We start from the raw sequence: 25944 nt of genomic DNA on the forward strand, positions 1-25944 counted from the left end.
GTCCACGACAGGTCCGTGCAGACCCTTCCCCTGTGACGCAAGACGTGTCAAGTAGCTGTCAAGTCCACAGTGGACACTGGATCGACACCCGACGATCGGCGGCTTGACCAGCGCGGACCAGGTGTGCAGACTCGCCCGCGCCATGCGTGAATTCATCGCCGCGCTGCCCAAGGTGGAGCTGCACGTCCACCTCGTCGGGTCAGCCTCCCTCGACACCGTCCTCACCCTCGCCCGCCGGCACCCGCACCGCGGCGTGCCCACCGACGAGGCCGACCTGCGCGCGTTCTACGAGTTCACGGACTTCACCCACTTCATCGACGTCTACGCCAAGGTCAACGACCTGGTGACGACCGGCGACGACGTGGCCGCCCTGGTGGTGGGCCTGGCCGAGGAGCAGGCGCGGCGCAACGTCCGCTACGCCGAGGTGACGGTGAGCGCGACCAGCCACCTGCGGGCCGGCATCGCGCCCGACGAGCTGGACGAGGCCCTGACCTCCAGCCGGGCCGAGGCGTGGGAGAAGCACGGCGTCGAGCTGGCGTGGGTGTTCGACGTTCCCGGCACGTGGGATCGGGACTTCGGGCTCACCAGCGCCCGCTACGCCGTCGACCACCGCCCGCCGGGCACGGTCGGGTTCGGGTTGGGCGGGGCCGAGTCCGACGCGCCGCGCCGGGCGTTCCGGGAGGCGTTCGCACTGGCGCGGGAGGCAGGTCTCCGGTCGGTGCCGCACGCGGGCGAGACCACCGGTTCGGACCAGATCTGGGAGGCGGTGCGGGACCTGGGCGCGGAGCGGATCGGCCACGGCACCGCCGCCGTCCGCGACCCCGAGCTGCTGGCCCACCTGCGGGACAACGGGATCGTGCTGGAGGTGTGCCCGACCTCGAACCTGCGCACCGCCGCCGTGGCCCGGATCGAGGACCACCCGCTGCCGAAGCTGCTCGAAGCCGGGGTCCCGGTGACGCTGGCCACCGACGACCCCGGCATGTTCCACACCGACCTCAACGCCGAGTACCTGCTGTGCCACGAGCGGTTCGGCCTGGGCCGGGGCGAACTGGCGGACCTCGCCCGCGCGGGCGTGCACGCCAGTTTCGCCTCCCCGGACCGCAAGGCCGAACTCCTCGCCGCGATCACCGCAGTGGAACAGGGGTCCTGACCCGACCGCTCGCGACCGCCACGCCCAGCGCCGCCACCGCCATCAGCGCGGCGACCCAGTTGGGCGCGGTGTAGCCGAACCCGGCGTCGATGGCGGCGCCGCCGAGCCACGCGCCCGCCGCGTTGCCGAGGTTGAACGCGGCGATGTTCGCCGCCGAGGCCAACGCGGGCGCACCCTCGGCCTGCTGGAGCACCCGGCTCTGCAACGGGGCCACGGTCGCGAACCCGGCGACCCCGAGCAGACCGATGGTGACCGCGCCGAGCACCTGGGAGTGCGCGGTGACCACGAACACCGCCAGCACCACCGCCAGCACGGCCAGGATCGCGTACAGGCTGGGCATCAGGCTGCGGTCCGCCGCCCGGCCGCCGACCACGTTGCCCACGCACAGCCCGACGCCGAACAGCACCAGCAGCCACGTCACCGCGCCCGGCGAGAACCCGGCGACCTCGGTCATCATCGGCGCGATGTAGGTGAAGGACGCGAACACCGCGCCGAACCCCAGCGCCGTCGTGCCCAGCGCCAGCCACACCCCGGGACGCCGGAACACCGCCAGCTCGCCGCGCAGCCCGTCGGACGCCGGTTGCGGCGGCACCAGCAGCAGGATGCCCAGCAGGCCGACGACGCCGAGCAGGGTCACCGCCCAGAACGTGGACCGCCAGCCGAAGCCCTGGCCCAGCGCGGTGCCCACCGGCACGCCCAGCACGTTGGCGACGGTCAGACCGGTGAACATGAGCGCGATCGCCCGCGCCTGCCGGTCCGGCGCGACCAGCCCGGCCGCCACCACCGCGCCCACGCCGAAGAACGCCCCGTGGCACAGCGCCGCCACGACCCGTCCGGCCATCAGCAGCGGGTAGCTGTCGGCGACCGCGCACAGCAGGTTGCCGAGGATGAACAACACCATCAACCCGACCAGCAAGCGTTTGCGCGGCACGCGCGAGCCCAACGCCGTGATCAGCGGCGCGCCCACGACCACGCTCAACGCGTAGCCGGAGACGAGCAGTCCGGCGGACGGGATGGACACGTGGAGGTCACCCGCCACTTGCGGCAACAACCCCACGATGACGAACTCGGTCGTGCCGATGCCGAACGCGCCGAGGGCCAGCGCGACGAGTGCGAGTGGCATCTCTACCGCTCCCCCAGCCAGTCGGCGAGCTCGCCCAGGAGCACGCCGTACTCGTCCAGCACGCCGTCCATCAGCACGAACGCGTGGATGGTGCCCTTGAACTCGCGGAGCGTCACCGGGACGCCGGCGTCCGCGAGCTTGCGCGCGTAGCGCTCGCCGTCCGTGCGGACCACGTCGTACTCGGCGGTGGCGATGAAGGCGGGCGGTCCGGCGACGGTCTCGGCGCGCAGCGGGGCGGCCTGCGCGGTCGGTTCGCGGTCGCCCAGGTACTGCCGCCAGAACCAGCGCATCCCCTCGCGCTCCAGGCCGTAGCCGGTGGCGTTGTCCACGTAGGACTGTCCGGTGGAGTCGGTGTCCAATGGCGGGTAGATCAGGACCTGGAACTTGAGCCGGTCCCCGAACTCCTGCGCGATCGCCGCCGCGAGGGTGCCGCCGGCGCTGTCGCCCATGACGCCGACGCCGGCCACGTTCAAGTCCGCGGCGTGCTCCAGGAACCACTCCGTGGCGGCCCGGCAGTCGTCCAACGGCACGGGGAAGGGGTGTTCGGGTGCCTTCTGGTAGTTCACGGCGAAGACGGCGTGCCCGGTCGCGTTGGCGAGGGCGCGCAGGGCCACGTCGTAGACGTCCAGGTTGAGGATCACGAACCCGCTGCCGTGCAGGAACACGATGCCGGGGAACGGACCTTCGCCCGTCGCCGGGTAGTAGACGCGGGCCGGGAGGTCGGCGGTCGGACCGGGGACGAAGAGGTGTTCGACCCGGGCGTCCTGCCGAGGTCCCTGGAAGTCGAGGTAGCCGAGGCCGGCCTGACGGGCTTCGAACGGGGTGAGGGTCTCCAGGGGTGCCGCGCCGGCCATCTTGTCGAGGACCGCGCGGGCTTGGTCGTTCAGTGCCATGACCCGATCGTGCGCGCGTGTCACCCATAAGTCCAAGGCATAGATCTACTAGAGGATATAAACTCCACTCATGAGCTTGCGGCAGTTCGAATACCTGGTGACGGTCGTGGACGAAGGCTCCTTCACGCGGGCCGCCGAGCTGCTGCACGTCACCCAGCCGGCGCTGTCACACCAGATCAGGGCGTTGGAGAAGGCGGTGGGGACGCCCCTGCTGGACCGGCTCCCGCGCACCGTGCGGCTCACGCCGGCGGGACGGGCGTGGCTGCCGTTCGCCCGCCAGGCCCTGGCGGACGCGGAGCGAGCGTTGACGGCGGCCCGGCGCGCCGGCGGGCTGGAGTGCGGCGAGCTGCACGTGGCCACGGTGTACTCGCTGTCCCTGGGGGTGCTGCCGCCGGTGCTGCGCGAGTGGCGGGCGCGGCACCCGGACGTGCGGATCAGGCTGTTCGAGCACCGGCACGCCGACGAGCTGCGGGAGGCGATGGCCGAGGGCCAGGCGGACGTGGCCATCGGACCGGAACCGGCGAACTGGCCCGGGTTCGCGCACACCCTCGGCGTGGAGGAGTTCGTGGTGGTGGTGCCGGCGGACTCGGAGCTGCGGTCGCCGGTGGACCTGCGGGTGTTCGCCGACGAGGGGTGGGTGCACTACGCGCCGGGCAACGGGCTGGCGGACCTGGTGGACGCGGTGTGCCGGGAGCGCGGGTTCCAGCCGTGGGCGCGCGTGCGGACCGAGCAGACGGCGACGGCCCCGGTGCTGGCGGCGGCGGGACTGGGCCCGGCGCTGGTGCCGCGCAACGTGCTGCCGGAGGCGTTCGACGGGGTGGTCCTGCACGTCGACCCGCCGGTGCGGCGGTCGCTGGTCGCGTACTGCCACAAGGAGCCCGACCCGTTGACGCGGGCGTTCATCGCGCTGCTGGGCGAGGCAGGATGTGAGCTGTGAGGCTGGTGATCCTGGGCGGTGGCGGGTTCCGGGTGCCGTTGGTGCACCGGGCGCTGATGGGTGACGGGCTCGTGGACGAGCTGGTCCTGCACGACGTGGACGCCGCGCGGCTGGCCCGGGTGCGGGAAGTCCTGGCGGGGCCTCCGGCCCCCGGTTCCATCGTCCCACGGGGTACCGACAATTCGGGGCCACGCGTGTCAGCGACGACCGATCTCGAGGAGGCGTTGCAGGGGGCGGACTTCGTGTTCTCCGCCATTCGGGTCGGCGGGTTGGCCGGGCGGGCGATCGACGAGCAGGTCGCGCACGCGCACGGGGTGCTCGGGCAGGAGACCGTGGGCGCGGGCGGCATCGCGTACGGGCTGCGGACGGTGCCGGTGGCGCGGGAGATCGCGCGGAAAGTCGCCTTGGTGGCACCGGAGGCCTGGGTCATCAACTTCACCAACCCCGCCGGGCTGGTCACCGAGGCGATGGCCGAGCACCTCGGCGACCGGGTCATCGGGATCTGCGACTCGCCTTTCGGCCTGTGCCGCCGGGTGGAGCGAGCGTTGGGGGTCGAGAACGCGCGCTTCGACTACGCCGGGCTCAACCACCTCGGCTGGTTGCAAGGCGTTTATCTGGATGACGAGAACCTGTTGCCGCGTCTGCTGGACGACCCGGAAGCACTGCGGTCGTTCGAAGAGGGGCGGTTGTTCGGCGCGGAGTGGTTGCGCGCCTTGGGAGTCATCCCGAACGAGTACCTGCACTACTACTACGACACCCGTGAAGCCATGGGCGACGACCGGGGCGCGTTCCTGCTGCGCCAACAGAAGCGGTTCTACGACGGCGAAGTCGACTGGGAGACCACCCGGCTCGAACGCGAAGCCACCTACATGAAGCAGGAACGCGACTCGCTCGAAGGCGGCGGCTACGAGCACGTGGCCCTCAAGCTCATGCACGCCATCGCCAACGACGAACGAGCCACGCTCATCCTCAACGTCCGCGGCGGATTGTCCACTTTGGACTCGCGGGCGGTGGTCGAAGTGCCGTGCACGGTCGACAAGCGCGGTGCGAGGCCGAACCCGGTCAGCCCCCTGCCCGACCACGCCGCCGGGCTGGTGCAGACGATCAAGGCGATCGACCGGCTGGTCCTCGAAGGCACCTACCCGGCCGCGCTGAAGGCGTTCGGCCTGCACCCGCTGGTCGACTCCACCAAGACCGCGAAGAGCCTGCTGGACACGTACGTCGACCGCCACCCGGAGCTGGCCTACCTCAGGTGAGCCCGACCCAGGGCGTCCGCCCGGCGGGTGGTCTCCGGCAGCCGCACCGAGCACAGCCGCAGCACCTCGGCGCACGCCCGGTCGAGGTCGATCCGGTGCCCCACGGACACGAACACCGGCTTCACCCCGGCCCGCGTCCGCAACGCCCGCCCGACCACCTCGCCGTCGTCCACCAGGTCGGTTCCCGCGCCCCGCGCGTCGGCGGGCATCTCGAAGTGCCCCATCGGCGTCTTCGCCACCCCGACGCTGGGCAGGTCGGTCAGCACCCCGATGTGGCAGGCCAGGCCGAACCGGCGCGGGTGCGCGAGGCCCTGCCCGTCGCACACCAGCAGGTCCGGGCGCACGGTCAGCCGGTCCAGGGCTTCCAGCAGCGTCGGCAGCTCGCGGAAGGCGAAGAGGCCCGGCACGTAGGGGAAGTCGGCGACACCCGCCACCACCGCCGTGTCCACGGTCTCCAACGTCACCGCGTCCAGCACCACGACCGCCCCGACCACCCGGTCGTCGTCGGCGTAGGCGACGTCCAGCCCGGCCACGTGCCGCACCGCGAACCCCGGATCGGTCTCCGTGCGGACGAAGGCCCGCAGCCGCTCCTGTTCGGCGACCGCCTCCTCCGGGGTCACTCGTGCTTCACCGCGGCCCGGTGCGCGGCCAGCAGGTCCTCGCCGAAGTCGCCGGACCGCCTGCGCCACACGGTGTGCGCGTGGTTGGCGTCGTTGTCCGTGTTGTCGTACTCGATCAGCAGCTCCGGGCCCTGGATCCGGTAGTAGTGGCCCGCGCCGCGCGACGCCGAGCCCTGCCACGCGAAGTGCAGGCGGTCCAGGTCGAGCTGGTCGAACTCCTCGTCGGCGAGGTCGCTGTGCAGGCGGTCCAGGTAGTAGCGCACCAGGCCCACCAGCAGGCCGCGCGAGGCCCGGTCGAGCTGCGCCGGCGTGACGCCCTGCGGTTCGACGTCGCCGATCCGGGAGTCGTTGCCGGTGTAGAGGTCGGGTGGCGGCTGGTCGGACACCACGGCCAGGCCGCGCGCGGTGCGACCCATGCGGTCGAGCAGTTCGCGGGCCAGTTCCTCCTCCAGCCGCAGCGGCTGGGACACCGTCCGGCCCCGGTAGGTGACGCGCGCCGGGTTCGCGCCCAGGAAGAACGGTGTGGCCGAGACGCGGCCGTCGGCGACCACGACGCTCACCGACAGGTGGTGCCCCTCGACGCGCCAGCCCCACGGCTCGTCGGAGCCCGGTTCGCCGAGCAGGACGGTCCAGTAGTCGCCCTGGTGCCTGTCGCGCCGCCCGCCCTCGCGGTCGTCCAGCACGTCCTCCAGCGCCATCACGCCCGCGACCTGGGCGTAGGCGTGCGGGCTGAGCACGCACGCCAGCAACCCGTGCACGGCCTTGCGCTGGGTGCGGTCGAGATCGCCGAGGACCAGCCCGGGACGCGGTCCGGGTGTGTAGGCCCAGGTGCGGCGCAGGTCGTCGTCGGCGACGTCCCGCACCGCCGCCGCGCGCTGACCCTCGTCGAGCAGGTCGAGGAAGCGGCGGGTGGCCTCGGCGATCTCGTACAGCATCACTCGAACTTATATGCCTTCAGATCGCGCAGCAGCAGGTGGCAGTCCTTGATCGACCCGGAGGTGTCGCCCAGGGACCGGTAGATGCCCCACTTCGGGCGCAACCGGTCGCCCAGCCACGTGTCCACGCCGGTGCGGGTCTTGTCCAGCACGGTCGTGCCGCCGCTGCGCACGATCCACCGGACGCGGCCGGACGTGCCGTCGCCCACGCCGATCTCCACCACGGTGTCGATCCACTTGTTGTGCAGCGGGACGAGGTCGGTGTTGCCGACCAGCACGTTGCCTTCGACGACCTTGAACTCGATCTTCTGGACGCCGTTGGTGCGGCGCAACGACATGACGGTCACCGGGGAGGACCCGACGCCGGGCATCTTGGTCTGCATGATGTGCGTGAACGTTGTCGTCGCCTGTAGTGCGCTGGGGATGTACATGGAGTACGTGAAGCGCCAGGTCTCGCCCTGGTAGATGTTCACGTTCGCGCCGTTGGTCCGCATACCGGCGACTTCGTTGCGCTGTCGGTCCGTGGACGTGTCGCGGTCCCTTGTGTGCATGTCGAAGCGGTAGTCGGTGCCTTGCATGTAGATGTGCGTGACGCCGGGGTGCGAGTCCGCGCGATCGTCCTCGATGCTCTCGAACCCGTTCAGGCCGGTGGGGCTCCACTTGAGCCGCCACGTGGCCGCGTGTGCCACTCCACCCCCGATGAGCAGCGGCGATGCCGCGAGACCGGCCAACACTGAACGACGGGTGACTGCCACGTCGTCTCCTTCCACCACGAAGACACGCGGCGGTTTGGCAAGCTTCTTACCCAAGGGGGCGCGTTGACAAGAGCATTCCTGCGGTTTTGGGCCGCCGACACGGTGTCGTTGGTCGGCACGCACATCACCACGCTGGCGCTGGGGTTCCTGGCGATGGACGACCTGGGCGCGTCCGACCTCGAGGTCGGGCTGCTGCGGGCCGCGCCGTGGGTGCCGTACCTGCTGTTCGGCTTGATGGCCGGGGTGGTGGTGGACCGGTACCGGCGGCGGCCGATCCTGGTCGGGGCAGACCTGGCGCGGTGCGTCGTGCTGGGCCTGGTGCCGGTGCTGCACGCGGCCGGCGCGCTGACCCTGCCGGTGCTGTACGCGCTGGTCACGGTGTTCGGCGGGCTGTCGCTGGTGTACGACGCGGCGCACCAGTCGTTCCTGCCCAAGCTGGTGCCGGCGACCTGGCTGACCACCGCCAACGCCCGCATGGAGCAGACCCGGGCGACGGCCCAGTCCGCCGGGCCGACCGTCGCGGGCTGGTTGATCACGGCCGTGGGCGCCCCGGCGGCGATCCTGGTGGACGCCGTGTCCTACCTGGTGTCGGGGCTGGTGCTGGCGACGATCCGGGTGGAGGAGCAGGTCGTGCCGCCCGAACGCCGGAACCTGCGCCGCGAGCTGCGGGAGGGCCTGGCGTGGGTGTACCGGCACCCGGTGCTGCGCCCGCTGGCGGTCACGTCGCACGCGTGGTTCCTGTTCGCCGGGCTGGCGGCGACGGTGTTCCTGCTGTTCGGGCACGACGTGCTGGGGTTCTCGGCGTTCGAGCTGGGCATCGCGTTCGCGGTGGGCGGGGTCGGGACGGTGGTCGGCGCGTCCCTGTCCGACCGGGCGGTGGCGCTGCTGGGTGGTCCGGGCGGGGCGATCGTGCTGGGCCGGTGGCTGACGCCGGTGGCCTACGCGCTGGTGCCGTTCGCCGGTTCGACGGTGACCGGTCTGGTGCTGCTGTCGGCCGCGCAACTGGTGTGGGGGTTCGGCGTGGGCGTGGACAGCCCGCCGGAGATGGGGTACCGGCAGGCCATCACGCCCGACCACCTCCAGGGGCGCATGAACGCCACGATCCGGTCGCTGAACCGGGCCATGATCGTGGTCGGCGCGCCCCTGGGCGGACTGCTGGCGGACCTGGTCGGGCACCGCACGGCGCTGTGGGTGGCCGTGACGGGCCTGGTGGCGCAGGCGGTCCTGATCACCCGCTCCCCGGTCCGCACGGCCCGCGCTTAGGGCCAGGGGTCGAGCTCCGGGCGCGGCCCGGTGACCTCGCCCAGCGGCTCCCGCCCGGCCAGCCACAGCACCAGGTCGGTGGCCTCGCCGCGCAGCTCGTGCGGTTCGCCCGCGCCGATCGTCCACTTGCGACCCGGCGAGACCAGGGACAGCTGGACGCCGTCCGGGACGCGCGTGGCCAGGAAGTCCACCAGGTGCTCGCAGAACTCGGGCTCGAAGACCACCGGACCCAGGCCCAGGTCGAAGGTGTGGATCGCGACCTCGCGCCACACGGCGTAGGCGGTGCCCTCCATCGTGCCGTCGCGGTAGCCGACCGGGGTGGCCCAGTCCCGAACCTCTGACCAGGCCTTCTCCAGCCGTGCGACGGCCGCCGCGATCGCTTCCCGGTGCTCGGCCGCCGACCGGCCGGCGCGCTCCTCGATCGCCGCGTCCCGGGCGGGCCGCCCGCCCGGGTAGGGCTCCAGCTTGGTGCCCTCGTTCTCGGCCTGCCGCGCCATCGCCTCGGTCACGCCTTCGACGTGCGCGAGCACGTGGCCGCGCGTCCAGCCGGGCAGCACCGAGGGTTCGCGCGCCTGGTCGTCGGTCAGGTCGGCGACCCGCTCGGCGAGGCGGCGGTGCGCGGCCAGGGCGGCGGCGGTGATCGTCACGACTTCCCCCTAATGGATGGTGTGAGCTAACCCGTTAGGCAACCTAGCGGGTCGGCACCCCGAAGTCCATTAGGATGAGCAGGGTGAACCGCGCGCTGGAGTTCGCCGCCACGGTCCGGCACGACGGCCACGGCGGCATCGAGGACGCCCTGCCCACCGTGGCCGCGCTGGAGGCGTGGTCCGGCGTGCCGGCCACCGAGGCCCTGCTGCACGCCGTCCACGACCTGCGGTGGGCCGTGCGCTCCCTGATGGCTCACGCCTCCGCCGCGGGCACCCGCGTGGACACCCCGCACCTCCGCCCGCTGGACGAGGCCTTGGCCCTGGTCAACGCCGCCGCAGCCGCCGCCCCGAGAGCCGCCGAACTGCGCTGGGGCACCCCGCCGACCCTCCACCACGTCGACACGGCCACCCCCGGCGAACGCCTGCTGGCCGACCTGGCGACCGACACCATGGAACTCCTGGCCGGCGACCAAGCGCCTGACCTGCGGGCGTGCCCGTCCCCGAGGTGCATCCGCTTCTTCGTCCGCACCCACCCCAAACAGCAGTGGTGCAAACCCTCCTGCGGCAACCGAGCCCGAGTGAGCCGCCACTACCACCGCACCCGCGACTGACGGGTGCGGTGGTGGTGGTCAGCCCTGGACGATGTAGGCGGTCAGCTGGTCCTGGTCCTCTTCCAGTTGGCTGATGCGGCTCTTCACCACGTCGCCGATGCTCACGATGCCGACCAGCTGCCCGTCGGACACCACCGGCACGTGGCGGATGCGGCGTTCGGTCATCAGGACCGACAGGCTCTCCACCGAGTCCTTCGGCGAGCAGGTGTGGACCTCGGCCGTCATGATCTCCTCGACCGGGGCATCCAGCAGGCCCGGTCCGCGGTCGTGCAGGCGGCGCACGACGTCCCGCTCCGACACGATGCCCGCGATGCCGTCCGGTCCCACGACGACCATCGCGCCCACGTTGTGCTCGGCCAGCGCGGCTACCAGCTCCGCCACCGACGCTCTGGTCCCGACCGTCGCGACGGCCGAACCCTTGGTCCGCAGGACGTCAGCGATCCTCATGTGGCGCCTCCCTGATCCGAGCCAGATCCGGTGCTACCCGCCTCAGGCTAGTTCGCCCGGCGCTCGAACGGCAGATCATCCGCCCGAAGGGACCACCGCAATTGTGCGGCCGACGCGGTGATGCCCACCGCCGTGACCACGAGCAACGCGATGAGCGTCGGGGTGAATGCGCCGATCGTCGCAGCGAGCGCCGGCCCCGCCGAGAACCCCAGGGTGCGCAGCAGGGAGGTCAGGCCGCCGGACGTGCCGACCAGGTCCGGCGGGGTCTCGGCGAGGATCGCGGCGGCGTTGGGGCCCGCGAACAGGCCGTGCCCCACGCCCAGCACCGCGAGCCGCCAGACCAGGTCGACGGTCGGGGTCGTGGCGTCCACGGGCAGCAACAAGGCCGTGCCGACCAGGGCGACCACCGCGCCCGCGGCCGCGACCGGACGTGCGCCGAACCGGTCCGCCAGCACGCCGGCCAGCGGCGAGAACACCGCCATGCCCGCCGACATCGACAGCACCGCCACGCCGATGACCACCGCGGGCCGGTCGGCGATCAGGTAGGGCACGAGGAAGTTCAGCGCGGCGATGCCCACGATGATCAGCGGCATCGACACCAGGGCCAGGCTCAGCCGGGGCCGGCGCAGCATGTCCCGCACCGGCCGCGCCTCCGGCAGCCGCAGCCACACCACGAGCGCCACCACGGTCACCGGCAGCAGGTAGACGTGCACGAACAACGCCGTCGCCCCGACCCCGACGACCGCCGCCTCCAGCAGCAAGCGCTTGCCGGGCCACGGCAGCCCCTGCCCCGAGCGGGGGATGGTCCGCAGCCCGACCAGCACGGCCACCAGCACCACCGGCACGTTGATCAGGAACACCGACCGCCACCCGAACGCGTCGGTCAGCACCCCGCCCAACGCCGGCCCCGCGACCCCGCTCAACGGGATCAGCGTCAGCACCAGGCCCATCGCCCGCCCCCGGTGCCGCGGGTGGACCACCGCGCCGATCACCGGCATGGTCACCGCGCCGACCAACGCGCTGAACACGCCCTGCGCCGCCCGGCCCGCCAGCACCAGCTCGGCGGTCGGGGCCAGCGCGATCGCCAGGCTGGCCACGCCGAACCCGACGACCGACAGCACGAACGCGGGCCGGTGCCCCGCCCGGTCCAGCCACCGCCCGGCCGGGATGCTCAACGCCACCATCGGCAGGTTGTAGGCGTGCAGCACCCACTGGGTGACGGTCGGGCCCGCGCCCAGGTCCGCGCCCATCAGCGGCAACGCCACCACCACGGCGGTCAGGTCGAGCGACGCGAGCACCACCGACAGCGCCACCGCCAGCACCGCGCCCCAGCGGGTCATGCGCGCACCAACGCGGTGAGCAGGTCGGCCAACGCGGTGCGCAGGTCGTGGTCGAGCAGCCGGCCGTGCTCGTCGAACCGGCGGAACGCGTCCCCCACCCCCAGCTCTCCGTCGACCACCCGGGCGCCGGCGGCGGCCAGCACGCGGCGGGCGTCGGCCCGCGCGGTGACCGCGCCACGCGGACCCGGGCTCGCCCCGACGACCCCGGCGGGCTTGCCGGTCAGCACGGCCGCGCCGTACGGGCGGGACGCCCAGTCGAGTGCGTTTTTCAGCTGTCCGGGGAGGGAGTTGTTGTATTCGGGGGTGGCGATGAGCACCGCGTGCGCCTCGGCGACGGCCTTGCGCAGCCCGGTGACGGCTTCGCCCGGCGCCTCCTCGGCGTCCTCGTCGAACGGGGGCACGGCCGCCAGGTCGTCCCACACCAGCAGTTCCGCGCCGGGCGGCAGCTCGTGGCGGGCGGCGGCGAGGAGCCTGCGGTTGAACGACTCGCCGCGCAGGCTGCCCGCGATGCCCAGGATCGTGATCGTCATGCTGATGACGGTCGGTCTAAGGCGTGCGGCGGCACATCGGGCGACAGCCTTATTCGAACAGGCCCAACCGGTGTGCGGTGGCGGCGGCCTCGACGCGGTTGGCCACGCCGAGCTTGCCGAGGATGTTGGACACGTGCACGCTCGCGGTCTTCGCGGAGATGAACAGGCGTTCGGCGATCTCCCGGTTGGCCAGGCCGTCGGTGACCAGCCGCAGGATCTCCACCTCGCGGGCGGTCAGGCCGAAGCTGTTGCGCTTCGCGGTGCCCTCGCCGTTGAGGACCACGTGGGCGCGGCGCGCGAGGTCGGCGGCCCGCGACCGCAGGGGTGTCGCGCCGAGAGCGTCGGCCAGGGCGACCGCTCGGCGGAGGTGGTCGGAGTGGGCCTTCGGGTCCTGGGCGGCGTGGTCGAGCAGGGCGGAGGCGAGGTGGAAGGGCTGGTTCAGCGCCTCCCACGCGGGGATCGCCTCGGGCGAGCCCCGGTGGGTCAGCGACCACGCCCGCTGCACAGGACCGACCACCGGGAGCTCCGGACCACTCAGACCGACTCGGCGGGCGATCACGAGGAGGGGCCAGGCGAAGCGGGAGACGTGGGCGAGGTGCGGCAGGGACAGGGCCGGTGCCAGGACGTCCGCCGGGTCTTCGCCGCGTGCCAGGTGGGTTTCGGCGTCCAAGCGGGTCAGGAGCAACGGGTCTTGGGCGAAGCCGGAACCGACCAGGTCGCGGGCTCTCGCCACGGCCCACGCCGCCCGGTCGGGGTCACCTCGGTGCAGGTCCACGTAACCCTTGAGGCACAACAGGTGGGCGTGGTGGTTGGGCGGGGGCGCGTGGTCCAGGGCGTGGTCGGCGCAGTCCACGGCCTCGTCCCACCGGCCGGCCGCGACCAGGGCCATCGTCAGCGCCACCGCGTGGTCCACGCCCGCGGACCGGGCCAGGCCCAGTTCCCGCGCCGTCTGGATGCCCCGGCGGGCCAGGGCCTCGGCCCGGTCCAAGCGGCCGAACGCCTCGCACAGGGACGACTCCCAGCGCAGTGCGCGCAGCCGGACCTGGTGCGCGGCAACGGTTTCCGCGATCGCGGCGGCCTTGGCCAGGCGCGGGAGCTGGGCGTCCAGGTCGCCTTCGCGGGCGTCGAGCACCGCCAGCGTGATCAGGGCGGCGGCCTCGGACGGGTCGTCGCCGGCGTGGTGGGAGGCGGCCAGGGCCTGTTCGGCGACGGTCCGGGCCTCGTCCGGCGCGGGGACCTCCATGAGGCGACCGGCCAGCGAGTTGAGCAGGTAGCCGCGGATCGCGTGCCCGTCCGGGACGATGTCGACCGCGCGACGGTGGTCCTCCAGCGCCTCCGGGCGGCCCAGGCGGGCCAGCATGCGGGCGCGTTGCTCCAGCACGGCCGCGTACCGGATGCGCTCGGCATCGACGTCCAGGGCCGCCAGCAGTTCGGTGGTCAGTTCGAGACCGCGGGTGTCCTCGCCCGCCCGCCACGCGGCCTCGCCCGCGTTCTCCAGCACGGTGTTCCGGTCCACGTCCAGGTGACCGGCGTGGTCCCACAGGGTGAGGACGCGTTCCAGCATGGCCAGTTGTTCGGCGTAGGCGAGGGCGCGGCGGGCGGTGTCGGCGGCCCGCCACGCGGCTTCGGCGGCACCGGTCAGGTCACCGGCGGCGTGGCGGTGGTGGGTCAGTTCGGCGGCGGCGTCGGCGGGCAGGGCGCGCGCGTAGCGGGCGTGCAGGTCGGCCTTTTCGCCGGGCAGCAGGTCCGCGCACACCGCGTCCCGGATGAGGGCGTGCCGGAAGGCGTACCCGTCGCCGTCTGCGACCAGCACCCCACCGTCCACAGTGGACCGGATGGCGGAGGTGTCGACGACCTCGCTCAGCACGGCGTGGGAGACCCGCGCGCCACCGACCGCCGCCGCCCGCACGATCGCCACCGCGTCCGGCCCGAGCCGGTCCACCCGGCCCAGCAGCAGTTCCGCCAGCGACCGCCCGGCGGACCCGTCCAGCAGGGCTTCCACGAACAGCGGGTTGCCCGCGCTGCGGCGGAACACCGTGCGCGCGAACTCCGGATCGGGCTCCGCGCCCAGGATCTCCCGCAACTGCGCCCGGACGTCCCGCGCGGTCAGCCGCCCCACCTCGACCGCGCGCACCCACGGCACCCGCCCGAGCTCCGCCAGCACGGCCCGCAGCGGACGGCTGGTCTCGTCGGTCCGGTGGGTGACCACGATCAACGACCGCGGCACCGCGCGCTGGTTGCGCACCAGGAAGTCCAGCAGGTCGCGGCTGGACCGGTCGGCCCAGTGGGCGTCCTCCACGACCAGCACCACGGGCCGGTCCTCGGACAGCCGGGACAGCAGCGCCAGCACACCCTCGAACAGCCGAGGACGGGCCTCATCACCCGGACGTGCGTCCACCAACCCGGGCACCAACGGCGCGAGGGCGACCCGCTCCGCCTCGCTCAACTCGACCCCGCGCAACGCGGCGACGAACGGCGCGAACGGCAACCCGTCCAGCTCGACGCACCCGCCGACCAGCACGCGAGCGTCCAGCCCCGCGACGAAGTCCGCCACCAGCCGGGACTTCCCCACCCCGGCCTCGCCCCCGAGCACCACGGTCGCGGGCGGGTCGGCGAACGCCTCGACCAGCCGGGCCGTTTCCGCGCTCCGTCCGACGAGGACCGGACTCACCCGCTGCGCGCTCATGACGCCCCGAGCCTAACCGCTCCCCGCGCACGCCAAAAAACGCGCGCCGGAAATCCGCGCGCGAAAAATGCGGCACACCGCCGGCACCGTGTGATGAGCACGGTGCCGGCGGTGTCGAATGGCCGTCCCGCCCTTGGGGCGCTCAGCCGCCGTTGCGGCGGAAGAGCCTGCGCCCGACGAAGTTCGCCTGGTGCGGTTGGCCGGGGATCTTGTTCACGCCCGCGTTCTTCTGGGCGTGGCCGCGCCGTTCGCGGCGGTTGGGCACGTACTCCGGCTCGACGGACTCGGCCTGCTCGGGCTGCTCGCCGTCGACCGGGACGTTGGGCTGGTCGATCATGGGACCCCTCCTCAGGTGTGGCGTTGTCGCTGGTCAGCGACGCCGCATGGCGTACTGGCGCGGGTTGACGACGACGCGTCCCCCGCCGAAGCGCGGCTGGGCCGCACCCGGGGCACGACGGGCCTTCCGGTTGGTCGGCAAGCCGTCGTGTGGTGGTTCGTTGCGCATGGTGGGCATGCGACCGCCTCCTGACAGAAATTCGAGGCGTGCAAAGGCAGACGGCGTGAAAGAGCCGTCGAAGAGCCGCTAGGGCCACCAGGAAAGGGCGCTCAGCACGGGCACAGAGCCTCGCGTGCGGCGCGGGAGGAGGAATCCTCAGAGGTAGATCTGGAAGAACATGTCGATGACGTTAGCGCGTCCCCTCCGCACCTGCCAAGGTTTTTTCCGAGCGATCACCGTCACCACCCGATCGGGCCCGCGACCACCGCACCGCCGGACCCATCGCCAACGCCGCCGCCAGGAACAGCCCGCCCAGCGCGAGCCACCCCACCGCGCCGCCGCCGAGCACGAGCGTGGTCAGCAGCAGCGGGCCGACAGTGCGCGCCACGGCTGTGCCCGTGCCGTAGAAGCCCTGGTACTGGCCCTGCTTGTCGGCGGGCGCGAGCCCGAAGCCGATCTCCCACGACCCGGCGCCGTGGAACATCTCCCCCACGACCTGCACCGCCGCCCCCACCACGAGCACCGCCACCGCGACCCACGGGCCACGCCCCTCCGACAGCGCGAACACCCCGCACGACACCAGCAGCAGCACCCCGCCGCGCCGCACCGACCGCACCGCCGTGCGCAGGTCCGTCACCCCGCGCGCGAGCCGCACCTGCCCCACCACGACCGCGCCCGTGTTGAGCACGAACAGCGCGCCCACCACCCACGCGGGCGCCTCGGTCCGCTGCACGATCCACAGTGGAATGACCAGGCTGAGCATCGGCATGTACAGCAAGATGATCGCGTTCAACAACGCCACCACGGCATAGGGCCGGTCCCGCAACACACCCGCCCGCTTGGGCCCGGACACCCGCACCACGACCTCGGGCAACCCGAGCAGGACGACAGCGGCGACGAGGAAGCCGGCGGCGTCGACCGCGAACACCGCCAGGTACGCCGCCGGCGTGTCCAGGTGCAACGCGACCGCGCCCAGCCCGGCCCCGACCGCGAGGCCGGCGTTGAGCACCGACTGGAGGACCGCCCGCACCCGCGTCCGCCGCTCGGGCTCGACCAGCCCGGCCAGCAGCGCCTGCCGCGCGGCCTGCAACCCGCTCTGCCCGGAGGTGTAGACGCACGCCGCCGCGAGGAACGCCGGCAGTGACCGCACGACCAGGAACAACGCCAACGCGCCCGCCGTCACCACGGCCAGCGCGACCGCGATCCGCCGCGCCCCGAGCCGGTCGGCGAGCTGCCCCAGCGGCACCCCGGCCACCGCCCCGACCGCCCACGCCACCGTCAGGGCGAACCCGACCTGCGCCACGGACAGGCCGACGACCCGCGTGAAGAACAGCGCGGACGACACGTAGAACGCGCCATCGCCCACCGAGTTGACCGCCTGCGCCAGCGCGAGCCGCTTCGTCGTTCCCATGATCGCTACGCTAATCGGGTGATTGGCCCACGTGAAGCGCCAAGCCCACCTCGATTTCCTGGGCCAATCCGCGTAGCAGGGCCGTGTCAGGCCGGGAACAGGTCCGTGTCAGGACGCCCTCCGACAGTAGGCGCATGACAGCGATCAAAGCTTCGGGACTGCGGAAGTCCTACAAGGACAAGGCGGTGCTCGACGGCATCGACCTCGACGTCCCGGCCGGCACGGTGTTCTCCCTGCTCGGCCCGAACGGCGCCGGCAAGACCACGACGGTCAACGTCCTCACCACGCTGCTCAAGCCCGACGCCGGCAGCGTCCAGGTGGCCGGGCACGACATCGCCACCGAGACCAAGGCGGTGCGCGCGGCCATCGGCGTCACCGGCCAGTTCGCCTCCGCGGACGAGCTGCTGTCCGGCCGGGAGAACCTCCAGCTCATGGCGGACCTGCACCACCTGCCGGCCGCCGAGGCCAAGCGGGTCGTGGCGGACCTGCTCGGGCGCTTCGGGCTGGAGGAGGCGGCGGGCAAGCTCGCCTCGACCTACTCCGGCGGCATGCGCCGCAAGCTCGACCTGGCGATGACCCTGGTCGGCAAGCCGCGGATCGTCTTCCTGGACGAGCCGACCACCGGGCTGGACCCGCGCAGCCGCCGCACGATGTGGAGCACCGTCCGCGAGCTGGTGGCCGACGGCATGACCGTCTTCCTCACCACCCAGTACCTGGAGGAGGCCGACCAGCTCGCCGACCGGATCGCCGTGCTCGACCAGGGCAAGCTCGTCGCCGAGGGCACCCCGGCGCAGCTCAAGCGGCTCGTCCCCGGCGGCCACGTCCGGCTCCGGTTCGCCGACGCGACGAGCCTCGCCGCGGCGGCGCGGGTCCTGTCCGCCGGCACGCCCGACGAGGACGACCTGGTCCTGCGGGTGCCCAGCGACGGCGGCGCGAAGTCGTTGCGCGCCGTGCTGGACCGGCTCGACGAGTACGCGGTGGACGTCGAGGAGTTCACCGTGCACCTGCCCGACCTCGACGACGTCTTCCTCGCCCTCACCGGTCACTCGAACGACAAGGAGGCCTCGGTCCGATGAGCACCGACGCCGGCATCATGTTGCGCCGCAACGTCAAGCACACCCTGCGCAGCCCCGTCGCGCTGTTCAACGCGATCCTCATGCCGATCGTGCTGATGCTGATGTTCGTCTACGTCTTCGGTGACGCGTTCAACGTCGGCGCGGGCGTCAACTACATCGACTACGCCACCCCGGGCATGCTGATGATGACCCTCGGGTACGGGGTCGGCGCCACCGCCACCGCGGTGAACTCGGACATGACCAAGGGCATCATCAACCGGTTCAAAGTCATGGACGTCTCGCGCGGCGCGGTGCTGACCGGGCACGTGGTGTCCACAGTGGTCCGGACCGTGCTCGCCCTGGCGGCGGTCCTGGGCGTGGCGTTCCTGATGGGGTTCAGCCCTCAGGCCACCGCCGGCCAGTGGCTCGCGCTGACCGGTGTCCTGGTGCTGGCCACCGTCGCGATCGGGTGGCTCACCATCGCCCTGGGCATGGCGGCGAAGACCGTCGAGTCCGCCGGGTTCGCCACCGTGCCGCTGGTCATGCTGCCGTTCTTCAGCAGCGCGATCGTGCCCGCCGAGAAGATGGGACCCGGGGTCCGGCAGTTCGCGGAGTACCAGCCGTTCACGTCGATCATCGAGAGCGTGCGCGGCTACCTCGCCGGGACACCGTCCACCGGCCACACGATCGCGGCGGTCGCCTGGTGCGTGGGGCTCGCGCTCGTCGGCCACCTGTGGGCCCGGTCGACGTTCACCCGCCGAGCGTGACCGCCGCCAGTTCCCGCCAGTCCGCCCGCGCCCCCTCCGCCGTCGCCTCGGTGAACCGCTGGTCACCGAGGCGGCGGCGGACGGCGTCCTCGATCCGGGCCGCGTCCGGTTGGGACCGGTCCGCGAGGCCCAGCACGCCGGCGCTCGCGCCGAGCAGCCGGGCGGCCTGCTCGGGCTCGTCCGCGCGCAGCGCCAGGTCCGCGAGCCCGAGGAGCACCGGGGAGAGCGCGAGCGGGTACCCGGCCTGCACCGCCGCGGCGAACGCGGCGGCCCGGTGCCGGCGGGACTGCTCCAGGTCCTCGGCGAGGTAGCCCAGGAAGTCCTCGGTCATCGCGCGCATGGGCGGTTCGTCGGCCTTCTCGGCGAGCAGGGCCGTGGCGATGTCGAGCTCCCGGCGGGCCTGCTCTCCGTCCCCGTTCCAGCGGGCCAGTTCCGCCTTGGCCACGGCGAGGTCGGTCAAGGCGTCCGGCCAGGCGACCCGTTCCGCGAGGCGCTGGGCGGCGGCGAGGGCCGCCGCACTGGCGTCCTCGTCCCCCGTCAGCCAGTACAGCTGGGCCTGCCGGGCGCGCATCCGCACGGCGTCCTCCTGCGCGCCGACCTCGGTCACCACGGCGATCGCGTGCTCGAAGTGCTCACACGCCCGCTTGAACTCGCCGCGCATGGCGATCCGGTTGGCCAGCTCGGTCAGGGCGAACGACAGGCCCCACCGCTCCCCGATCGCGCGCATCCCGGCGAGCGCCGCTTCGAGGTCCGCGTCCGCCCCGGGCCCGCCGTCGCCGCTCATCATCCGCATCCGGCCCACTTGGAGCCGAGCCACCGAGCGCACCCACGGGTCCTCGTCGTCCAGCAGCGGCTCGTAGGCGGACAGAGCGTCCTGCGACGCCCGGAGCATCCGTTCCAGCGGGAGGACCAGCCGCACCGCCGGGTGCAGACCCGGGACCCGCTCGCTGATCTCGTGGACCTTGTGGATCCACTCGCGCGCGTGGTGCTGGTCGCTGCCCCGCCCGGCGGTCAGGAACGTGGTGACGAACGTGTAGACCATGGCGCGCACCTCGTCGGTGACCTCGCCCGGCACGCCGACCGCCGCCGTGACCAGCTCGCTGCCCTCGACCTTGTGCCCGCCCAGCCACCAGTACCAGGCCGCCGCCGCCGCGAGCCGCATCGCGCCCTGCGCGTCGCCGGCCGCGATCGCGCCCCGCATGGCCGCCGCGATGTTGTCGTGCTCGGGTTCGAGCACGGCCAGCCACTCCAGTTGCTCGGCGGCCCGCAGGTGCGGCTCGGCGGTCTCGGCCAGGTCGGTGAAGTGGGCGAGGTGCGCCCGGCGGGCCAGGTCGACCTCGCCGGCCTCCTCCAGCCGGTGCTGGGCGTACTCCTTGACCGTGCCGAGCATCCGGTAGCGGGGGACGTGGTCGCCGACCGTGACCACCAGCGACTTCTCGGTCAGCGCGGTGAGCAGCTCCAGCACGTCCTCCGGCTCGACCCCGCCGCCCGCGCACACCCGCTCGGCCGCCTCCAGGGTCGCGCCGCCGGCGAACACCGAGAGCCTCCGCAGGACGGTCCGCTCGGCGTCGGACAGCAGTTCCCAGCTCCAGTCGATCACCGCGCGCAGCGTCCGGTGCCTCGGCAACGCGGTGCGGCTGCCGCCGGTGAGCAGGCGGAACCGGTCGTCCAGGCGGTGGGCGAGCTGCTCGAGGGTCATCGTGCGCAACCGGGCGGCGGCCAGTTCGATGGCCAGCGGCATCCCGTCCAGCGCGCGGCACACCCGGGCCAGGGTGCGGGGGTCGGCCACCAGGTCCTTGCGCACCGCGCCGGCCCGGTCGCGCAGCAGCCGGACGGCCGGCGAGTCCTCGATCTCCCGCTCGTCGGCGCCCTCCGCGGGCAGCGCCAGCGGCACGACGTGCCACAACGCCTCGCCGGTGATGCCCAGCGGTTCCCGGCTCGTGGCGAGGACGCGCAGCCGGCGGCACTCGCCCAGCACCCGGTGCGCGAACGCGGCGGCCGACTCGATCACGTGCTCGCAGTTGTCCAGCACGAGCAGGGCGTCCCGGTCGCGCAGCGCGGCGACCACCCGGTCCACCGGCTCGGGGTCCGACGAGCCGCCCAGCAGCGGGTCCCGCAGGCGCAGCGCGGCGAGCGTCGCCTGGGCCACGTCCCCCTCGGCGCCCAGGGAGGCCAGTTCGACCAGCCAGGCACCGTCCGGCAGGTCGCCGAGCAGGGTGCGCACGGTCTCCGCGGCCAGCCTGGTCTTGCCCGAGCCGCCCGGCCCGATCAGCGTCGTCAGCCGGTGCTCGGCGACGAGCCCGCGGACCGCGGCGATGTCGGCGTCCTTGCCGATGTAGCTGGTCAGCTCGGCGCGCAGGTTCGTCTTCGGGGTCTCCTCCTCGCGGGGTCCCACCTCGCCGCGCAGCAGGGCGACGTGCAGCGCGGACAGCTCCGGCGAGGGGTCCACGCCCAGCGCGTCGGCGAGGGCTTCCCGCGCCCGCTGGTACACCTGCAAGGCCTCGGTGCCCCGGCCCACCGCGCCGAGCGCCCGCATCAGCGCGGCGACCAGCCGCTCCCGCACCGGGTGCGCGGCCACCAGGTCGGTCAGCTCGGCGACCAGGTCGGCGCCGCGCCCCAACCGCACCTCGGCGTCGAACCGGTCCTCCAACGCGGCCAGGCGCAGCCCTTCCAGCCGGGCGACCGCCGCGTCGAACGCCTCGCTGTCGAGCAGCCCGACGTCCTGCATGGCCGCGCCCCGCCACAACCCCAGGGCTTCGCGCAACACGCCGGCCCGCTCGTGGTCGTCACCGCCCCGGGCCTGACCCAGCAGGCGCTCGAACCGGACGGCGTCCACCGCGTCCGGGTCGACCACCAGCCGGTAGCCGCCCGACTGCCCGTCGACCACCCCGTCCGGCAGCACCCGCCGCAGCCGGGACACCAAGCGCTGCAAGGCGTTCGCGGCGTCGGCGGGCGGGTTCTCGCCCCAGATCCAGTCGACCAGCGCCGCCTTCTGCACCACCCGACCGGGTTCCAGCGCGAGGGCGACCACCAACGCGCGCAACCGGGCGCCTTGCACGTCCACGACACCATCGCCCGTGTGGACCTCGAACGGCCCCAGCACCCCGATCCGCACCGCTCGATTCTGCCCCAGACGGGTGATGCTCCTCGCCGGAACGCCCGATCAGGGGTGACGTTCCGGACGCGGATCGTCCGGAACCGCTCCTAGCATCGCCGGCATGGCCATCGCACGCTTCCCCGGAATCGTCCTCGACTGCCCCGACCCGGCCGCGCTCGCGAAGTTCTACGGCGCGGTGCTGGAGTGGGACGTCGACATCAGCTCCGACTGGGCGGACGTCCGCGCCGAGCACGGGCAGTGCATCTCGTTCCAGCAGGTCGAGGACTACACGCCGCCCACGTGGCCGACGCAGGAGAAACCCCAGCAGATGCACCTGGACCTGATGGTCGACGACCTCGACGCGGCCGAGGCGGAGGTGCTGGCGCTGGGCGCGACGAAGGCCGAACACCAGCCCGGCACGTCGTTCCGCGTCTTCCTCGACCCGGCCGGGCACCCGTTCTGCCTGTGCGTCAGCTGACCGGCGTCACTCCAGCTCGGCCCGGCGCTCCTCGACCACTTCTCCGGCGACCACTTCTCCGGCGACCACTTCGCCCTCCACCACGAACGGCACCTCGGCCCGCTCCGAGAAGAACCGCCGCGCGAACCCGCCCACGGCCCGGGTCGTCACCGCGTCGAACCCGCCGCCGATCACGCCACCCACCAGGGGGACGCCCTTGGCCAGCGTGATCGCGCCCTTCGACGTGCCGTACTTGGCCAGCAGGGTGAACCCGACCCGCTTGTTGATCTCCCGGATCAGCTGGGCGGGGATTCGCTCGATCAGGTTCATCGTGAGCTTGGCGCCGACCTTGATGCCCGCCTTCTTCAGCACCTCGGTGCCGGCGTTGCCGAGCAGGCACACCAGGATCGCTGTGCGGACCTCCTCGCTCTCCAGGTCGTGCCCGTAGACGGCGGCGATGGAGGCGATCAGGTGGGTCTGCACCAAGTAGGCGGCGGCGATGTTGGCGGGCAGGGTCACCGGCAGGGTGATGAGCCCGCCGATGTTCGTGGCGAAGCCCTGGATGCCCGCCGCGGTCACGTGCGTGCGGATGAGGCTGCGCACGGCTTCGTCCCTGGTCAGGCCCTGCTCCAGCAGGTCGGACGCCATCCGGTGGGCGCCCTTGAACGGACCGAAGCCCTCGATGCCGACCTTCAGCAGGTGGTCCACGGCTCCTTGCTGCGCCTTCGCCAGCGCACCCGGTTCGTCGGCCATGACACGAGGTTACGCGTCGGCGCAGGGGGTAGCCGACACCCATGGACATGTCCACCTTGGGAGAGGTCGTCCGGGCCGGCGGACCGTTCGCGTCGGTCTACCTGGACGCCTCGCACGACACGGAGGACGCGGCCAAGGCGCTGGAACTGCGCTGGCGCGGGCTGCGCGACGACCTGGCCCGGCAGGGCGCCGACGAGGACACGCTGCGCGCCATCGACGCGGCGGCCCTCGAACCCCTGACCGGCAAGTCCGGCCGAGCCCTGATAGCGGCCCACGGCGAACTCCTGCTCAACCGCCCCCTACCGCGACCGCCGGCGTCCGACACGGCCCGCTGGTCCCGCCGCCCGCACCTGCTGCCCCTGGCCAGCCTGCTGGGCCCGGAGGTGCCGCACGTGGTCATCGTCGCCGACCGAGCCGGCGCGGACCTGCACGCCCACAGCGACGGCATCGAGACGAACACCGAGGTCCACGGCGAGACCCACCCGCTGCACAAGGTCGGCGGCGGGGGTTGGGCGCACAAGCGCTTCCAGAACACCGTCGAGGAAACCGCCCAGCGCAACGCGGCCCGAGTGGCGGAGGCCGCCGAAACCCTGGTGTCCGGCCTGAACGCCCGCTTGCTCGTCCTGGGCGGCGAGGTCCAGGCCCGCGCGGCGATCCGCGAGGAACTGAGCCCCCGGTGCCGCGAGATCCTGGTCGAGGTCGAGGGCGCGAGCCTGTCCGGCGGCACGGACGACGAGTCCTTCGACGCGGCCGTGCAGACGCTGGTCGCCCAACACCGCTACGCCGAAGAACACGACGTGGTGGAGCGTTTCGCGGCCGAATCGGGCCGTGAGGGCGGCTTGGCCGTGCAGGGCATGGAGAAGGTCGTGGAGGCGCTGCGCGAAGCCAACGTCGCCGCCCTCCTGGTGGCCGACCGGACCCCGCTGGGCGACCGGATGGTGTTCGCGGGCGACGACCCGGCCCAGGTCGCGGTCCGCGAGTCCGACCTGCGCGCGCTCGGCGTCGACGACGTCGAGCCCCAACCCGCCGACGAGGTCCTGGCGGTCGCGGCCAGCGCCACCGGCGCGGAGGTCGTGATCACCGAGGAAGCCCGGCTCTGGGAAGGCGTCGGCGCGCTCCTCCGCCACACCTGACACGCGACAAGGGGCGGGACCCACCCGGGTCCCGCCCCTTCTCCACGGCCGGAATCTCAGACCGCCGCCGCGACCACGTCCTCGGCCGGCTTGGCCTCGATGTCGATCACCTTCTTGTTGCGCCGGTTGCGCTTCTCCAAGTAGTTCGCGAACCACGTCAACAACAGGCACATCGCGATGTAGATGGCCGCCACCACGATCGTGATCGGCACCAGCGGACGTCCGAACTCGAAGATGCCGCCCAGGTAACGCGCCTGGTACAGCAGCTCCTCGTAGGTGATGAGGAAGCCCAGCGCCGAGTCCTTCAACAGCACCACGAGCTGGCTGATGATGGCCGGCAGCATGGCCCGCACCGCCTGCGGCAGCAGCACGAGCGTCATCACCTGGGTCTTGCGCATGCCCACGGCGTACGCGGCCTCGCTCTGCCCGCGGGGCAGCGACAGCACGCCTGCCCGGAACACCTCGGCGAGCACCGAGCCGTTGTACAGCGTCAGACCGAGCACCACCGAGTAGAACGGCGCGCCCAGGCCGATGCCGTAGTGGAAGATGAAGATCAGGACCACCAGCGGGACCGCGCGGAACAGCTCGACGACCACCATCGCCGGCACCCGCACGACCTTGTGGTCCGACAGCTGCCCGGCCGCGAAGATCGCGCCGAACACCATCGCCAGGACCGCGCCCGCCAGGAACGCCCGGATCGTGTTCCACAGCGCGTCGAGCATCGTCGTCTGGACGTTCTTGTACTCCAGCCACGTCCACTTGGCGCCGTCGAACTGGCCGCTGTCGGCGAACCGGTAGAGCACGAACCCGACGCCGGCGACGAGCACCACGATGCCCAGGACCGCGTAGAGGCGGTAGCGCAGCCGAGCCTTGGGGCCCGGGATGTCGAAGAGGACCGAGGCGCTCATCGGGCGATGCTCCACCGCTTCTCGAGGCTGCGCTGCAGCAGGGTCATGGGGATCACGAGGATGACGAAGAACAGCGCCACCCACAGCAGGCCGACCAGCTGGTTCTCGCCGCGCTCGGAGAGGTTCAGGCTGATCGAGCCCGCCTGGAACACCGAGAAGCCGGCCGCGATGGTGGTGTTCTTCAGCAACGCGATCATCGTGCTCACCATCGGCGGCACGACGGCGCGGGTGGCCTGCGGCAGCACGACCGAGCCCAGCATCTGGCCGAACGTCAGGCCCAGCGCGCGGGACGCCTCCGCCTGGCCCACCGGCACCGTGTTGATGCCCGAGCGCACGACCTCGCACACGAACGCCGAGGTGTACAGCGTCAGGGAGATCACCGCGAAGGTGAAGTAGTAGCGGGCGGCCGAGCCGCCGAAGTCCGACGCGTCCACGATCTTGAGCAGCGGGAACGCGAAGGCGAAGAAGAAGAACACCAGCGTCAGCGGCGTGTTGCGGACGACGGTGACGTACAGGGTGCCCGCCGCGCGGAAGATGGGGACCGGCGAGACCCGCAGCATCGCCAGGATCGTGCCCAGCACCAGCGAGCCCGCCGCGGCGATCAGGAACAGCTCAATGGTGTTGAGGAACCCCGGCCCGTACAGGTCGAGGTTGTCGAGCAGGACGTCCATCGT

The 25944-nt window shown here is 72.6% G+C and carries 26 protein-coding genes; 9 read left to right on the top strand and 17 right to left on the bottom strand.

Annotated features, from left to right (window positions below):
- Positions 1-142: 142 nt before the first annotated feature.
- Positions 143-1150, top strand: coding sequence for an adenosine deaminase (gene add, locus DFJ66_RS14725; protein WP_121231181.1), 1008 nt, complete (start codon positions 143-145; stop codon positions 1148-1150).
- Here add and DFJ66_RS14730 read toward each other — a convergent pair.
- Complete coding sequence (locus DFJ66_RS14730) at positions 1125-2273, bottom strand: MFS transporter (RefSeq protein ID WP_121221720.1); 1149 nt, start codon at positions 2271-2273, stop codon at positions 1125-1127. The two genes, add and DFJ66_RS14730, sit on opposite strands and share 26 nt — an antisense overlap.
- 2 nt (positions 2274-2275) lie before the next feature.
- The gene (locus tag DFJ66_RS14735; RefSeq protein ID WP_121221722.1) at positions 2276-3166 is read right to left on the bottom strand and encodes an alpha/beta hydrolase; all 891 of its coding nucleotides are present in this window, start codon (positions 3164-3166) and stop codon (positions 2276-2278) included.
- 70 nt (positions 3167-3236) lie between these two features.
- On the opposite strand from DFJ66_RS14735, the gene DFJ66_RS14740 reads away from it, so the two are divergent.
- Positions 3237-4103 (top strand): LysR family transcriptional regulator, encoded by an 867-nt coding sequence (locus DFJ66_RS14740; protein WP_121221724.1) that lies wholly within the window; start codon positions 3237-3239, stop codon positions 4101-4103.
- Positions 4100-5359: a family 4 glycosyl hydrolase gene (locus DFJ66_RS14745; RefSeq protein ID WP_121221726.1), complete on the top strand. Its 1260-nt coding sequence runs from the start codon at positions 4100-4102 to the stop codon at positions 5357-5359. The genes DFJ66_RS14740 and DFJ66_RS14745 overlap by 4 nt, the downstream gene beginning before the upstream one ends.
- On the opposite strand, the gene DFJ66_RS14750 is transcribed toward DFJ66_RS14745, so the two are convergent.
- Genes DFJ66_RS14750 through DFJ66_RS14760 form a run of 3 tightly spaced genes read right to left on the bottom strand, consistent with a single transcriptional unit; the run spans position 5347 to position 7669 of the window.
- On the bottom strand, positions 5347-5979 hold the full coding sequence (locus DFJ66_RS14750) for an endonuclease V (RefSeq protein ID WP_121221728.1): 633 nt from the start codon (positions 5977-5979) through the stop codon (positions 5347-5349). The two genes, DFJ66_RS14745 and DFJ66_RS14750, sit on opposite strands and share 13 nt — an antisense overlap.
- The gene (locus DFJ66_RS14755; RefSeq protein ID WP_121221731.1) at positions 5976-6914 is read right to left on the bottom strand and encodes a DUF3500 domain-containing protein; all 939 of its coding nucleotides are present in this window, start codon (positions 6912-6914) and stop codon (positions 5976-5978) included. Before DFJ66_RS14755 ends, DFJ66_RS14750 begins: the two co-directional genes overlap by 4 nt.
- Positions 6914-7669 (bottom strand): heparin lyase I family protein, encoded by a 756-nt coding sequence (locus DFJ66_RS14760; protein WP_121221733.1) that lies wholly within the window; start codon positions 7667-7669, stop codon positions 6914-6916. The genes DFJ66_RS14755 and DFJ66_RS14760 overlap by 1 nt, the downstream gene beginning before the upstream one ends.
- A 63-nt stretch (positions 7670-7732) precedes the next feature.
- Here DFJ66_RS14760 and DFJ66_RS14765 point away from each other — a divergent pair, with 63 nt between their 5' ends.
- Positions 7733-8932, top strand: coding sequence for an MFS transporter (locus DFJ66_RS14765; protein ID WP_121221735.1), 1200 nt, complete (start codon positions 7733-7735; stop codon positions 8930-8932).
- Here DFJ66_RS14765 and DFJ66_RS14770 read toward each other — a convergent pair.
- Entirely contained in the window at positions 8929-9579 is a 651-nt protein-coding gene (locus DFJ66_RS14770) for a maleylpyruvate isomerase family mycothiol-dependent enzyme (RefSeq protein WP_121221737.1), read from the bottom strand. The two genes, DFJ66_RS14765 and DFJ66_RS14770, sit on opposite strands and share 4 nt — an antisense overlap.
- A gap of 74 nt (positions 9580-9653) precedes the next feature.
- On the opposite strand from DFJ66_RS14770, the gene DFJ66_RS14775 reads away from it, so the two are divergent.
- Positions 9654-10190 carry a CGNR zinc finger domain-containing protein gene (locus DFJ66_RS14775; RefSeq protein WP_246029760.1) on the top strand — a complete coding sequence of 179 codons (537 nt, stop codon included), beginning with the start codon at positions 9654-9656 and terminating at the stop codon, positions 10188-10190.
- A gap of 18 nt (positions 10191-10208) precedes the next feature.
- On the opposite strand, the gene DFJ66_RS14780 is transcribed toward DFJ66_RS14775, so the two are convergent.
- The 7 genes from DFJ66_RS14780 to DFJ66_RS14805 form a co-directional block, all read right to left on the bottom strand.
- A complete protein-coding gene (locus DFJ66_RS14780) occupies positions 10209-10637 on the bottom strand; it encodes a CBS domain-containing protein (protein ID WP_121221741.1) in 429 nt (142 codons plus the stop codon).
- A gap of 47 nt (positions 10638-10684) precedes the next feature.
- Positions 10685-11977 carry an MFS transporter gene (locus tag DFJ66_RS14785; RefSeq protein WP_121221743.1) on the bottom strand — a complete coding sequence of 431 codons (1293 nt, stop codon included), beginning with the start codon at positions 11975-11977 and terminating at the stop codon, positions 10685-10687.
- The gene (locus DFJ66_RS14790; RefSeq protein ID WP_121221745.1) at positions 11974-12507 is read right to left on the bottom strand and encodes an NADPH-dependent FMN reductase; all 534 of its coding nucleotides are present in this window, start codon (positions 12505-12507) and stop codon (positions 11974-11976) included. The genes DFJ66_RS14785 and DFJ66_RS14790 overlap by 4 nt, the downstream gene beginning before the upstream one ends.
- Before the next feature lie 49 nt (positions 12508-12556).
- Complete coding sequence (locus tag DFJ66_RS45000; protein ID WP_121221747.1) at positions 12557-15193, bottom strand: ATP-binding protein; 2637 nt, start codon at positions 15191-15193, stop codon at positions 12557-12559.
- A 142-nt stretch (positions 15194-15335) separates the two neighbouring features.
- Positions 15336-15530, bottom strand: coding sequence for a hypothetical protein (locus DFJ66_RS14800; protein WP_121221749.1), 195 nt, complete (start codon positions 15528-15530; stop codon positions 15336-15338).
- A gap of 33 nt (positions 15531-15563) precedes the next feature.
- A complete protein-coding gene (locus DFJ66_RS42745) occupies positions 15564-15707 on the bottom strand; it encodes a hypothetical protein (RefSeq protein WP_170199403.1) in 144 nt (47 codons plus the stop codon).
- A gap of 172 nt (positions 15708-15879) precedes the next feature.
- Positions 15880-17100, bottom strand: coding sequence for an MFS transporter (locus tag DFJ66_RS14805; RefSeq protein ID WP_121221751.1), 1221 nt, complete (start codon positions 17098-17100; stop codon positions 15880-15882).
- Between the two features lie 134 nt (positions 17101-17234).
- Between DFJ66_RS14805 and DFJ66_RS14810 the strand changes: the two genes are divergently transcribed.
- Together DFJ66_RS14810 and DFJ66_RS14815 are read left to right on the top strand one after the other, a co-directional pair.
- Positions 17235-18176, top strand: a complete 942-nt coding sequence (locus DFJ66_RS14810) for an ATP-binding cassette domain-containing protein (RefSeq protein WP_121221753.1) — start codon at positions 17235-17237, stop codon at positions 18174-18176.
- Entirely contained in the window at positions 18173-18922 is a 750-nt protein-coding gene (locus DFJ66_RS14815) for an ABC transporter permease (RefSeq protein WP_121221755.1), read from the top strand. The genes DFJ66_RS14810 and DFJ66_RS14815 overlap by 4 nt, the downstream gene beginning before the upstream one ends.
- Here the strand turns inward: DFJ66_RS14815 and DFJ66_RS14820 are convergent.
- Entirely contained in the window at positions 18906-22037 is a 3132-nt protein-coding gene (locus DFJ66_RS14820; RefSeq protein WP_121221757.1) for an ATP-binding protein, read from the bottom strand. The two genes, DFJ66_RS14815 and DFJ66_RS14820, sit on opposite strands and share 17 nt — an antisense overlap.
- Positions 22038-22140: 103 nt before the next feature.
- On the opposite strand from DFJ66_RS14820, the gene DFJ66_RS14825 reads away from it, so the two are divergent.
- Positions 22141-22497, top strand: a complete 357-nt coding sequence (locus DFJ66_RS14825; protein WP_121221759.1) for a VOC family protein — start codon at positions 22141-22143, stop codon at positions 22495-22497.
- 6 nt (positions 22498-22503) lie between these two features.
- Here the strand turns inward: DFJ66_RS14825 and DFJ66_RS14830 are convergent, their stop codons facing one another.
- Entirely contained in the window at positions 22504-23229 is a 726-nt protein-coding gene (locus DFJ66_RS14830) for an EcsC family protein (RefSeq protein WP_121221761.1), read from the bottom strand.
- Between the two features lie 47 nt (positions 23230-23276).
- On the opposite strand from DFJ66_RS14830, the gene DFJ66_RS14835 reads away from it, so the two are divergent.
- Positions 23277-24362 carry an Rv2629 family ribosome hibernation factor gene (locus DFJ66_RS14835; protein WP_147459274.1) on the top strand — a complete coding sequence of 362 codons (1086 nt, stop codon included), beginning with the start codon at positions 23277-23279 and terminating at the stop codon, positions 24360-24362.
- 56 nt (positions 24363-24418) lie between these two features.
- On the opposite strand, the gene DFJ66_RS14840 is transcribed toward DFJ66_RS14835, so the two are convergent.
- Together DFJ66_RS14840 and DFJ66_RS14845 are read right to left on the bottom strand one after the other, a co-directional pair.
- Entirely contained in the window at positions 24419-25270 is an 852-nt protein-coding gene (locus DFJ66_RS14840; RefSeq protein ID WP_121221765.1) for an amino acid ABC transporter permease, read from the bottom strand.
- Positions 25267-25941, bottom strand: a complete 675-nt coding sequence (locus DFJ66_RS14845) for an amino acid ABC transporter permease (protein WP_121221767.1) — start codon at positions 25939-25941, stop codon at positions 25267-25269. Before DFJ66_RS14845 ends, DFJ66_RS14840 begins: the two co-directional genes overlap by 4 nt.
- Positions 25942-25944: the final 3 nt, after the last annotated feature.

Source organism: Saccharothrix variisporea (assembly GCF_003634995.1).
GTDB lineage: Bacteria > Actinomycetota > Actinomycetes > Mycobacteriales > Pseudonocardiaceae > Actinosynnema > Actinosynnema variisporeum.

Excerpts from the sequence above, each read along its gene's own strand:
- DFJ66_RS14810 (WP_121221753.1), top strand. The coding sequence starts at position 17,235 with ATGACAGCGATCAAAGCTTCGGGACTGCGGAAGTCCTACAAGGACAAG.
- DFJ66_RS14790 (WP_121221745.1), bottom strand. The coding sequence starts at position 12,507 with ATGACGATCACGATCCTGGGCATCGCGGGCAGCCTGCGCGGCGAGTCG.
- DFJ66_RS14735 (WP_121221722.1), bottom strand. The coding sequence starts at position 3,166 with ATGGCACTGAACGACCAAGCCCGCGCGGTCCTCGACAAGATGGCCGGC.
- DFJ66_RS14740 (WP_121221724.1), top strand. The coding sequence starts at position 3,237 with ATGAGCTTGCGGCAGTTCGAATACCTGGTGACGGTCGTGGACGAAGGC.
- DFJ66_RS14825 (WP_121221759.1), top strand. The coding sequence starts at position 22,141 with ATGGCCATCGCACGCTTCCCCGGAATCGTCCTCGACTGCCCCGACCCG.
- DFJ66_RS14730 (WP_121221720.1), bottom strand. The coding sequence starts at position 2,273 with ATGCCACTCGCACTCGTCGCGCTGGCCCTCGGCGCGTTCGGCATCGGC.
- DFJ66_RS14785 (WP_121221743.1), bottom strand. The coding sequence starts at position 11,977 with ATGACCCGCTGGGGCGCGGTGCTGGCGGTGGCGCTGTCGGTGGTGCTC.
- add (WP_121231181.1), top strand. The coding sequence starts at position 143 with ATGCGTGAATTCATCGCCGCGCTGCCCAAGGTGGAGCTGCACGTCCAC.
- DFJ66_RS14830 (WP_121221761.1), bottom strand. The coding sequence starts at position 23,229 with ATGGCCGACGAACCGGGTGCGCTGGCGAAGGCGCAGCAAGGAGCCGTG.
- DFJ66_RS45000 (WP_121221747.1), bottom strand. The coding sequence starts at position 15,193 with ATGAGCGCGCAGCGGGTGAGTCCGGTCCTCGTCGGACGGAGCGCGGAA.
- DFJ66_RS42745 (WP_170199403.1), bottom strand. The coding sequence starts at position 15,707 with ATGCCCACCATGCGCAACGAACCACCACACGACGGCTTGCCGACCAAC.
- DFJ66_RS14845 (WP_121221767.1), bottom strand. The coding sequence starts at position 25,941 with ATGGACGTCCTGCTCGACAACCTCGACCTGTACGGGCCGGGGTTCCTC.
- DFJ66_RS14835 (WP_147459274.1), top strand. The coding sequence starts at position 23,277 with ATGTCCACCTTGGGAGAGGTCGTCCGGGCCGGCGGACCGTTCGCGTCG.
- DFJ66_RS14775 (WP_246029760.1), top strand. The coding sequence starts at position 9,654 with ATGAGCAGGGTGAACCGCGCGCTGGAGTTCGCCGCCACGGTCCGGCAC.
- DFJ66_RS14815 (WP_121221755.1), top strand. The coding sequence starts at position 18,173 with ATGAGCACCGACGCCGGCATCATGTTGCGCCGCAACGTCAAGCACACC.
- DFJ66_RS14800 (WP_121221749.1), bottom strand. The coding sequence starts at position 15,530 with ATGATCGACCAGCCCAACGTCCCGGTCGACGGCGAGCAGCCCGAGCAG.
- DFJ66_RS14840 (WP_121221765.1), bottom strand. The coding sequence starts at position 25,270 with ATGAGCGCCTCGGTCCTCTTCGACATCCCGGGCCCCAAGGCTCGGCTG.
- DFJ66_RS14805 (WP_121221751.1), bottom strand. The coding sequence starts at position 17,100 with ATGGGAACGACGAAGCGGCTCGCGCTGGCGCAGGCGGTCAACTCGGTG.
- DFJ66_RS14755 (WP_121221731.1), bottom strand. The coding sequence starts at position 6,914 with ATGCTGTACGAGATCGCCGAGGCCACCCGCCGCTTCCTCGACCTGCTC.
- DFJ66_RS14780 (WP_121221741.1), bottom strand. The coding sequence starts at position 10,637 with ATGAGGATCGCTGACGTCCTGCGGACCAAGGGTTCGGCCGTCGCGACG.